This is a genomic window from Candidatus Hydrogenedentota bacterium, from assembly GCA_012523015.1.
Lineage (GTDB): Bacteria > Hydrogenedentota > Hydrogenedentia > Hydrogenedentales > CAITNO01 > JAAYBJ01.
Map to the genome: position 1 here is coordinate 1 of JAAYJI010000263.1, position 7,684 is coordinate 7,684.

The window sequence follows — 7,684 nt, forward strand, 5'->3', positions numbered from 1 at the left end:
CATGATTCTACCCGAACCCACGATGGTTACTAATTTTCCGATTCGAAACAAGCGAAAGTGTATTTCGGCCATTTTTTCGTATCAACGCTCAATAAAACGATGGGGTGCTTTTTGCGTAATAGCCGCATACAATCATGAGATAATTCTCTAGTCTCCAATACACGGGGCTGAGCAATTTTGAATCTGATAGAAGTGCTTGTATAATAAGTTCTATCGGGGTAGTACGCCCTTAGGTTGTGGAGACTTTACAGAGCCCTTCCTTTTCGGAATCCAGTTGTATGATAACAGCTATGCAGTTCAAAAAATTGGGCAGATACAAAAAGGTTAAGAGCGGTTTTACGTTGGTTGAAATTATCGTCGCTCTTTCAATTGTATCTCTTGCTTTTAGCATATTCATTTCCCTCTTCCTCATTGCGGTTCGCTTGGCAGCTGAAGAGCGAGACAATAGCATCGCTATGGAGGTGGGGGAGAATGTTTTGAATTTGCTCGTGACCTGTCCCGATTCTTTTTCTTGGGAGAATGAGCGAACCAACGACTTAGGTTTATTTCCGATCGTCCCGGATAACTCCGGCGTATTGCGCAGTAAAATACCGCCTGTTCCCACCGCAGATTTAGTATCGCGCCATGCTCATGAACGTAATCTGGGCTTATACAATAAATTCAATTGTTCTGTGTGGGGTCGTCTTTTATCAAAAGATGCGGCTAGTTATGAAGTGACGGTAACGGTCTCTTGGCGTTCACAAGGCAGAGCCCATGAGTGCGCACTAACCTCTGCCGTTGGCGCCCATCGAATTCACCCCGTCAATAACGCACTTGAAGCAGTGGGAGAGACGCCCTTATGACTGCTACACTCCCGAAAATAAACCGAGCCTTTACCTTATTTGAATTGTTGTTGGCCGTAAGTCTCTTGTCTTTGGTATCCACGATTGGCGCCACCGCCTTCTTTAAACTTACCCGATATTGGGGCGATGTTTTAGTCACGCAACGCTTAAATCACCAGCCTCCTTGGTCTTTGAGGTCATGACATCAGATTTCGAAAACATGGTTTCCTCAAAAATCTCGGGAGCCGCACTGAAGGGTCAGCATCTCTTCTATGAAGATACAGAAAATTTTTGGCGGCTACGGTTTGAAGATGATCGTATTGCTTTCCCCGTCGCCTATAATAATCCTGCAACGCAACGCTCGGAAACATATTTGGTTCGCTATGCCATTGAAAGAGAGCAAGGCGAAGCGACACTGGTGCGCTACACCCGCCTATTGAGCGCTGCCCCCGACGAAGAAACAGCTGCTGATCTTTTCCCTGCAGTGACGGGAATCCATATTGAATATAGCGACGGCACCGAATGGCGAGATAGCTGGGAGGAAGCATCCTCACCCTTAATGCTGCAAGTCAGCCTGTCCCTTATGGAAGGCGCACGGGTGGATAAGCATCTGTCGCGCATATCGACCTTTCCCATATATGTGAATTAATCTATGCCTGATCAAACCTTTATAGTGAAAGCGTCCACCATGGACCTAGCAACAGAAAAAGCGTGTGGCGTGCCGCCTGTCGCGGCCCTTCACTACCGTAGATCGGGCGCAGCTCTTTTTATTGCCCTTTCTTTTCTCAGTCTCTTTTCATTGCTCGGCGTTACCTATATCCGTTACATGTCTTTGGAACTGGAAGATGGAAAACGCCTCATTTATAAAACGCAAGCCCGTCATTATGCCATTGCGGGATTAGAAAGTGCGGAAGGCTACCTTTTCGACAAAATACAGCAGGGAACACTTCCCGATCCGGATCGCGCTTTTTCATACCGTGTCTATCGCGGCGCAGCGGGAAACGCTAAAAAAGGGCCTACTGTTATTGATACGCACGTTGCCGAGGCCAACACAAACATAACTGCAATGGATGAAAAGGCATGGCACACGTATTTCAATAATGCATTGCCGTGGCCCGAGGGCGAAAAGGTGTATTGCCTAGTCAGTGAAAGTACAATTAGACGCGCCGATAGGGTTGAAATGCGCGTTTTAGGAAAATACGCTGTAGAATCGGTAGTTCTGGTGGATGAACAAGGATGCCAAACGCTCTCTTACAGGACTCTCAAACCCGAGTGAAGCATTTGAAAAGAAACAGCAAAAAGCCTTTGTATCGTCGACAGATAAGGAGTTGATATTTATGGAGAACACCCCGGAAAAATCTCAAGGTGTTTTAGGCCGGATGAAACGCGTTACACTCAATTCTATCGCGGAGCGAACGGAAGAGAATCGAAATCACGCGCATCTATCGCCGAAACCAAAGCTTTTCGCCCCCGGAAGTGTGCGATATAACGATATTACCTTGTTTTTACGGCAATTGATCATGCTCTTGGAATCGGGCGTTTCTATTTTGCGCGCCTTGAAATCCTTAGCCATGCGCAGCGAACGGGCCGCAACCAAAAATCTATTCCAGGACATTGCCCAATACGTTGAAGGCGGAAACGCTCTGTGGCAGGCTTTTGATCGACATCCCTATTATTTCGACTCGGTCTTCGTGAATTTGATTCGTGCCAGCGAGGCGAGCGGTACCTTAGCGATTGTTTTGAAACGAATCACCGAATACCGTGCGACACGGGAAACACTACGCAAACGCGTTCGCGGCGCCATGATTTATCCCGTGTTACTCATTGTCGCCACCATTGTAGCGTTGTTTGTGATCACTTCCTTCGTTGTTCCTGTCTTCGCAGAATTTTTCATGCGCTCCAATATGGATATCCCCCGAAACACACGCTTGCTCATAGAGGTATCAGCGGCTATCCGCTCGTGGTGGTGGACGCCTCTAGCCCTCTTAGCGTTATTGGCAGCCCTCTACCAATTCTGGTTTGTACGGGATATAAAACGGCGGCTTGCCATCGATTATCTTAAATTGAAACTGCCCATTATAGGCACGATCATACATAAGAATGCCATTACAGAGATGTGCCGTACCATGGGTCTTCTCTTGCGCAGCGGATTGTCGCTACTGTCCACCTTAGATCTGACCAAAGACGCCATACACAATCGTGCAGTTGCTGAATCCTTAAGTGCTATGCGCAGTAATGTTGAAAAAGGAGGCGGTCTGGAAGAGCCTATGCGCGCCTCGGGTGTGCTGCCGCCGGTTATCGTGGACATGTTTGTGACCGGTGAAGAATCGGGGCGTGTCGATCAAGTTGCCGAACAAATCGCCGATGTCTACGAAGAAGAAGTGCGCTTGGCAATTGGTGGATTGGCAGAAGCCTTACAGCCTGTTTTCACCTTGATCATTGGAACTGTCGTACTCATTTTATTTGTGTCTTTGTTCCTGCCCATGATTTCCATGATTGATCAACTCGGCGCAGCCAGCGGTCTATAAGAAACAGATATCCAATTTTGCCATCTCGGTATGGATATGCTGCCCTGAGCCACAGCGCGGCACAGCTGGCGGGGTGTGGTGCTCCCCCACAAATCACCCTATAAATAAAAGGGTTTTCCTATACCTTTTATTTTAATCAAGTACAATTTTGCAGCAGGCTTAACGATAATATACAATCTAAGAATCTTCTGAGATAAATCGTGTTGAGCATCTTTGCACAGGTGCCTGTGCGATGTAAAAATGAGCTGTACGATGTAATCATGGTTGGAGTAGTTGTCTTATGCGTTTGTCACATAGTATCTTGATCGGTTGTTGTCTCTTAATCCTGCTCCCTGCAACAGCGATGGCAGGTTGGGATGAAGGTCGATGGCAGCTTGAGCTTTCAGGAGGTCCCGGGATTTCTACAGGTTCACGCGATCGCGGTGGCGACGTTCTTTTGAAAGGGTCTCTTGAATATGAAATTCCAACCCTCCCGCGTCTCACGGTAGGATTACGTATGTTGCCCGTATTTGTATATTGGCAAGATGTTGGCTCCACCGTTTATGGCGGCGGCGCCGGTTTAGGTCTTCGGCTTTATGCGAAGCCATCCGTATATCGCGGCCTTTTTGCAGAAGCCAATGTTCATGCCCTCGCTCATAAAAATCAGATCAAAGGCAATGGATCCAACATTAATTTTTTGACCGGTGTCGGTGTGGGCTATAGGTTTTCGAAAAACTGGCATACCGTCATAAGATATGAACATATTTCAAATGCCGGACTTGACAGCCATAATTCAGGAGCTGATTGTATTATACTAGGATTTGGCTACACCTTCTAATGTCTAATCAGAATCATTCATGCAATGGCACATGTCGTTGTTGAATCGAAATAAGAGCAGGCTTCCATATCCACCAGCAAACATTGTTTGTCGCCCCGATTCACGGAAATGGTTGGATTAACGCGGGCCGCGAGAACAGCATCGTTTACCTTCAGGTACAGGTGCGCTTCCGCGCCGGTCAGCTCAATCATTTCCACTGTTCCGCAAATCTGCTGTCCATCGTGGGGAAGGGATACACATCGCAGCTGTTCGGGCCGAATACCTAACAGTATCTTTTGGGTTCCATAGACTTCCAAAGCAGCTTTCTTCGACTCCGGTATTTTGAGCCGTGTTGTAGTGCCGGAAGCACAAAAATACAGCCCCGTCTCATTACCTTCCACAGATCCCTCAAGAATATTCATCTGAGGCGTGCCGATAAAGGTGCCGACAAAAACATTGGCCGGCGCTTGATACAACTCCAAAGGGGCCGCTATTTGCTGTATCTCTCCATCGCGCATCACCACAATACGATCACCCATGGTCATCGCTTCCACCTGATCATGGGTCACATAGATCATAGTCGATTTTAACGAAGCATGAAGCCCCGTAATTTCAGAGCGCATTTGAACCCGTAGTTTGGCGTCAAGGTTGGATAGGGGCTCATCAAACAAAAAGACTTTGGGCTGCCGAACAATAGCGCGACCTACTGCAACGCGCTGCCGTTGACCCCCTGACAACTCTCGGGGCTTTCGCTGCAACAGCTCCGTGATACCCAAACGTTCCGCAACGGAATGAACCCGCTGTTCAATTTCTTGACGGGCATATTTGCGCAGCATCAAGCCAAATGCCATATTTTTATAAACGGTCATATGGGGATATAAGGCATAGTTTTGGAAAACCATGGCAATATCCCTGTTTTTGGGAGGCACCTCGTTGACGGCTTTGTCATCAATCAAGATTTCGCCGCCCGTACAGGCATCAAGTCCGGCAATAATCCGCAATGCCGTCGATTTCCCGCACCCGGACGGTCCAACCAAGACAACAAACTCACCATCTTCGATGCTAAGATTTATATTCTTTAGGGCGTGAATATTGCCCGGAAAAACTTTGCTGACATTATTGAGTACGACACGAGCCATAAGGGGTGTTTGCTTCCATAAGATTTGACCGGAATATCAATCCTTAAGAGATTATTCTTTACGTCCCATACAACCGACACTATAATCTGTTAATCGCGCCTTTTCAACAGCCCGCTCCGTAATGAGCGTACTGACACCCAAATCATGGTCATCAAGCATCAGGCGTACTTGCCCGCACACCATTCCTGCCTCGACGGGAGCCGTGAGATTTTTCGGCGCAGTTATCTCCAAAGCCAGGCGATCCATCTGATCAGTGCGAATGATCGTCTCGATTGTATCCCGCGCAATAAGCTGAACCTCTTCATCCATGCTTTTATCGACAGGAATGGCCTTACCAATAACCATACCGGCTTGAACCGGTTTAACCCGTTGCACCATTTGAAAAGCCTCTTCAAGAAGGCTTTGGGTATGGGTAAATCTGCCTTGTCTGTCGCTGCCCATCACAACGGCGAGCAATCGAATATCATTTTGTACCGCCGTAGCAGTTAGACAAAAACCTGCGGCTCGGATATAGCCTGTTTTCAATCCATCGCAACCGGGCAGGGTGCTCAACAGTTTGTTCGTGTTGGATCGCGCTTCTGTACCCGGGCGTACCACAAATTCTTTTTGACTGGTGAATTTCAAAATGTCGGGATGTTCGATCAGTGCCAGACCTAAAACCGCCATATCACGCGCTGAGGTTTGGTCAAAACTCACCTTGTCGGCAGGGGGGAGCCCATTCACCGAATAAAAGTGAGTCTGTGTCATGCCCAGTTCAGCAGCTCGGTTATTCATGGCAAGCAGGCAATCTTCGACGCTGTCCCACAATCCTTCGGCAATGACGACAGCCGCATCATTGGCCGACAATACGGCAAGAGCCGTCAAATTATATTCGAGAGAGTATACATCGCCTGCTTTTAGATAGGCTTGGGTACCGCCCATACTCTGCGCAAGTTTGGACACCGTAAGCTCCTGATCATAAGTCCAGTCGCCCCTTTGAAGCCCTTCTTCCACCAAGAGCATCAACATCATTTTCAACATGCTTGCAGGCGGTCTTTGGATATCCGCGTTTGATTCCATAAGAATCTGTCCCGTTTCCGTTTCGAGACAAATATAACTGACAGGCAGCGCCTCATCTGCAAGGACGGGGCTTTGGTACAGTAGGAATAGGCTTAAAGAAAGAGAAAGAACAATACGCATTTTTAAATCATTAATCCTTAATGTTTTGAAATATCGTTTATAAATCAAAGGAGAGAACCGATCCTATAAAATCAAATGGAAACCATTTTGAAGAGCGCGTTATTTTCATTACGAATCGCCCCGTAACTTTTGGATAATATCCATCATGTCGCTTATGGGAAAAGGTTTATGTAATATACCATCCGCTTTGTTTTGGTCTAACGCTTCGGCAGACGCCATATTTGTCAAAAGAAAGGTTGGTTTCTTCGCCGTGACAGGATTACCAAGCAGTGTATTTTGCAATCTTTTTAAATCTTCAGCGGATACGTCGGCATCGATAAATACGGCCAAAGGCGACCCTAAAAGAGCGCCATGGGAAAACAGATCCGTGGCAGAAGAGGTACAGTAGCTGTCTATACCGCGAAACTTTAAGGCACTTTCGATCCATTCAAGGAAACCGGGATCTTGATCAAGGACGACGATAAAATCTTTTGATGTCGGCATTTCATATAAGTCTTGGATATCATCGCTCGCCGTATCAATACCACCCACAATAATTTTTCGGATCAGCTGCACCAAGGCAAGGGCAGAAAAGGGCTTGAACAGAAATCGCGTTAGTTCATCATGACCAAGATGGGACTTCAATAAGTCCGTACTTTCATGAGACAAAATGATGGCGGGCACATACGCCATGTCGCCTTGTTGGCGCAGAAACCGCAAGGATGCCTCTCCCGCATCATCTGCCGGCATATCATTGATAATAATGATATCGGGGATATCATCCTCTATGGAGCGTGCCGCCATGTAGCCGTTTTGCGCGAAGGAAACGGTGCATTTATCTAAGGGTGAAAAGGAACGTAAAGCTTGACGCCGCTCTTCGCTGGCTTCAATGATAAGCACATGAATGGATTGGAGATTTTCCGTCAAGCCCGCATCTACATCGGCGGAAAACAGCGTCTCGGGCAAATTAATTTTGAAGGTGGAACCTTCACCCAATTTACTTAAGACATCGATCGTCCCGCCATGGGCTTGAACAACATTTTGTGCAATGGACAGACCGATACCCGCCCCTTGATGCTTTCGGGTTTTGGTACTGTCGACCTGGAAAAAGCGTGTTAAAATCTTTTGATGATACGCAGGGTCAAAACCAATTCCTGTGTCACTGACCGACAGGCTCGGCGAAGAGGGCGTTTCTTTCCTAACGCTTAAGGATATCGAGCCTTCATTCTCGGTAAACATTAC

Annotated in this window: 9 protein-coding genes; 6 read left to right on the top strand and 3 right to left on the bottom strand. The window is 47.3% G+C overall.

All coding sequences use genetic code 11. From position 1 onward, the window contains the following. Nucleotides 1-278: 278 nt before the first annotated feature. The 6 genes from GX117_11710 (at nt 279) to GX117_11735 (ending at nt 4,166) form a co-directional block, all read left to right on the top strand. On the top strand, nt 279-842 hold the full coding sequence (locus tag GX117_11710; protein ID NLO33994.1) for a type II secretion system protein: 564 nt from the start codon (nt 279-281) through the stop codon (nt 840-842). Beyond that, nucleotides 839-1,024, top strand: a complete 186-nt coding sequence (locus tag GX117_11715) for a prepilin-type N-terminal cleavage/methylation domain-containing protein (GenBank protein NLO33995.1) — start codon at nt 839-841, stop codon at nt 1,022-1,024. Before GX117_11710 ends, GX117_11715 begins: the two co-directional genes overlap by 4 nt. Nucleotides 1,025-1,041: 17 nt before the next feature. Further along, a complete protein-coding gene (locus GX117_11720; GenBank protein ID NLO33996.1) occupies nt 1,042-1,470 on the top strand; it encodes a hypothetical protein in 429 nt (142 codons plus the stop codon). A 39-nt stretch (nt 1,471-1,509) separates the two neighbouring features. Next, entirely contained in the window at nt 1,510-2,097 is a 588-nt protein-coding gene (locus GX117_11725) for a hypothetical protein (GenBank protein NLO33997.1), read from the top strand. A 61-nt stretch (nt 2,098-2,158) separates the two neighbouring features. After that, the gene (locus GX117_11730; protein ID NLO33998.1) at nt 2,159-3,349 is read left to right on the top strand and encodes a type II secretion system F family protein; all 1,191 of its coding nucleotides are present in this window, start codon (nt 2,159-2,161) and stop codon (nt 3,347-3,349) included. Between the two features lie 343 nt (nt 3,350-3,692). Beyond that, entirely contained in the window at nt 3,693-4,166 is a 474-nt protein-coding gene (locus tag GX117_11735) for an acyloxyacyl hydrolase (GenBank protein ID NLO33999.1), read from the top strand. 17 nt (nt 4,167-4,183) lie between these two features. Here GX117_11735 and ugpC read toward each other — a convergent pair whose 3' ends face one another. From ugpC to GX117_11750, 3 genes are all read right to left on the bottom strand, one after another. Further along, a complete protein-coding gene (gene ugpC / locus GX117_11740; protein NLO34000.1) occupies nt 4,184-5,284 on the bottom strand; it encodes a sn-glycerol-3-phosphate ABC transporter ATP-binding protein UgpC in 1,101 nt (366 codons plus the stop codon). Nucleotides 5,285-5,335: 51 nt separating this feature from the next. Then, nucleotides 5,336-6,463 carry a D-alanyl-D-alanine carboxypeptidase gene (locus GX117_11745; GenBank protein NLO34001.1) on the bottom strand — a complete coding sequence of 376 codons (1,128 nt, stop codon included), beginning with the start codon at nt 6,461-6,463 and terminating at the stop codon, nt 5,336-5,338. A gap of 108 nt (nt 6,464-6,571) precedes the next feature. After that, the coding region (locus GX117_11750; GenBank protein ID NLO34002.1) for a hypothetical protein at nt 6,572-7,684 on the bottom strand (1,113 nt) is incomplete at its 5' end.

Excerpts from the sequence above, each read along its gene's own strand:
- GX117_11710 (NLO33994.1), top strand. The coding sequence starts at position 279 with ATGATAACAGCTATGCAGTTCAAAAAATTGGGCAGATACAAAAAGGTT.
- GX117_11715 (NLO33995.1), top strand. The coding sequence starts at position 839 with ATGACTGCTACACTCCCGAAAATAAACCGAGCCTTTACCTTATTTGAA.
- GX117_11720 (NLO33996.1), top strand. The coding sequence starts at position 1,042 with ATGGTTTCCTCAAAAATCTCGGGAGCCGCACTGAAGGGTCAGCATCTC.
- GX117_11725 (NLO33997.1), top strand. The coding sequence starts at position 1,510 with ATGGACCTAGCAACAGAAAAAGCGTGTGGCGTGCCGCCTGTCGCGGCC.
- GX117_11730 (NLO33998.1), top strand. The coding sequence starts at position 2,159 with ATGGAGAACACCCCGGAAAAATCTCAAGGTGTTTTAGGCCGGATGAAA.
- GX117_11735 (NLO33999.1), top strand. The coding sequence starts at position 3,693 with ATGGCAGGTTGGGATGAAGGTCGATGGCAGCTTGAGCTTTCAGGAGGT.
- ugpC (NLO34000.1), bottom strand. The coding sequence starts at position 5,284 with ATGGCTCGTGTCGTACTCAATAATGTCAGCAAAGTTTTTCCGGGCAAT.
- GX117_11745 (NLO34001.1), bottom strand. The coding sequence starts at position 6,463 with ATGCGTATTGTTCTTTCTCTTTCTTTAAGCCTATTCCTACTGTACCAA.